Origin of the sequence: Sutcliffiella sp. NPDC057660, assembly GCF_042800035.1 — a bacterium.
GTDB lineage: Bacteria > Bacillota > Bacilli > Bacillales > Bacillaceae_I > Sutcliffiella_A.
In genome coordinates this window covers 1-1,384 of sequence record NZ_JBHVHV010000046.1, presented here as the reverse complement: position 1 = coordinate 1,384, position 1,384 = coordinate 1, and the positions used below count along the sequence as shown (strand labels likewise).

1 protein-coding gene is annotated in these 1,384 nt (G+C 41.6%); it reads right to left on the bottom strand.

Translation table 11 applies throughout. The features are described 5' to 3' along the window. Positions 1-46: 46 nt before the first annotated feature. Positions 47-1,264 (bottom strand): ISL3 family transposase, encoded by a 1,218-nt coding sequence (locus ACFVAD_RS24245; RefSeq protein ID WP_386646478.1) that lies wholly within the window; start codon positions 1,262-1,264, stop codon positions 47-49. Between the last annotated feature and the right edge of the window lie 120 nt (positions 1,265-1,384).

Below are 1,384 nucleotides of genomic sequence, written 5' to 3'. Positions count from 1 at the left end.
TTGGTTCTACGTCAAATGTTGGGGTGAAGTGATTTTTACTTCACCCTTATCCAATATGCGTACCCAATCTTTTATACTTATGTGTTAATAGTATTTTTGCTCGAAAACGCTTAAAGCTTCTAAAACCAAAAGCGTTCCGTTTCATCACTTTCGTTAAGTTGTTAATCCCCTCTAAAAAGCCGTTAGAATAGTTATAGCTAAAGCTATTCAGTATCTCTATCTGCCAGTTTTTTATCGTCTGGACAGCCTTTGCGAATTCGGGAATGTCAGCCTGATTGACCAACTCGTAAAAACCATGTAAGGCATTTTTGGTTTGGAGGATGTCTTTCTCGCCATTCTGCTTAGCCTCGTCAAACCAGAGACAAAACTGTTCCTTTAGCTCATATGCTTTTTGGAGTTCAGGGGACAGATCAAGATATCTTCGGAGGTACCATTTGTCATCTTCCGTTAATTTGTTGGATCGCTTATAAAACACATGTCGCATCCTCTTACATTTCTTCCGATCGTAGTCATGCCACCCAGACTGTACTCTTCGTCTGACACCGTCCATCGCCCAGTAAATATACCGAACAAAGTGAAATCGATCGGCCACAATGACCGGCTTTCCAAGCGCCTGCTGAACAGCCGCCTTAAAGGAGTGGCTCATGTCCATGACCACTACTTCCACCTTGGCACCGAACTTTCGCAGATAATGCTTAATGGTATTTTTATAGCGGTTTGGAAGAATATCAATTGGTTCTTTCGTTATTCCATTGGCGATGATGAGCTGGTACTTTCCCTCTCTCGTGTCCCCTTTATACTCATCAATTGCGATGACTTTCGGTAGCTCTTTTGCTTCTTCATTGACCGTACTCTCCGCCAATTGGTCAAACCTTCTGACCACCGTGGACGAAGAAGCCCCATACACTTCCGCCGTTTCTTTAAAGGTTTTCCCTTTAATACTGCGGATTTTGATTGCCTGATTTAATTCCACGGATAGTCGCTGATACCGTTTCACAAGAGGGGTCTTCTCGGCGAACTTTTTTCCACACTCGCAGACATAACGGCGCCTTCTGTAGAAAAGCAGCGTCTGTCTTTCGAATATTTTTAAATGCTTGATTTTCTGTACTCGATAGTCATGAATTTTTTCTGTGGGTGATTTACATAATGGGCAGAGATGGGGTTTTACAGGCATTTCTACATGTATAGTGAGCTTTTCCTCCACTTCCTCCATTTTCATCACGATCACTTCTTCAAATCCTGGCAGCTTTATGTTAGAATTCATTATGCACGTATCTCCAATCTATACTTGTTTCTCGACAATTCAAGTATATTAGACTGGGTGATTACGTGCATTTTTTATGTCTTCAAATTGTGTAGGAACCCCAACATTTATTATAGAACC

What these genes read in the sequence shown, in the direction of transcription:
- ACFVAD_RS24245 (WP_386646478.1), bottom strand. Translation starts at nt 1,264, where the DNA reads ATGAATTCTAACATAAAGCTGCCAGGATTTGAAGAAGTGATCGTGATG.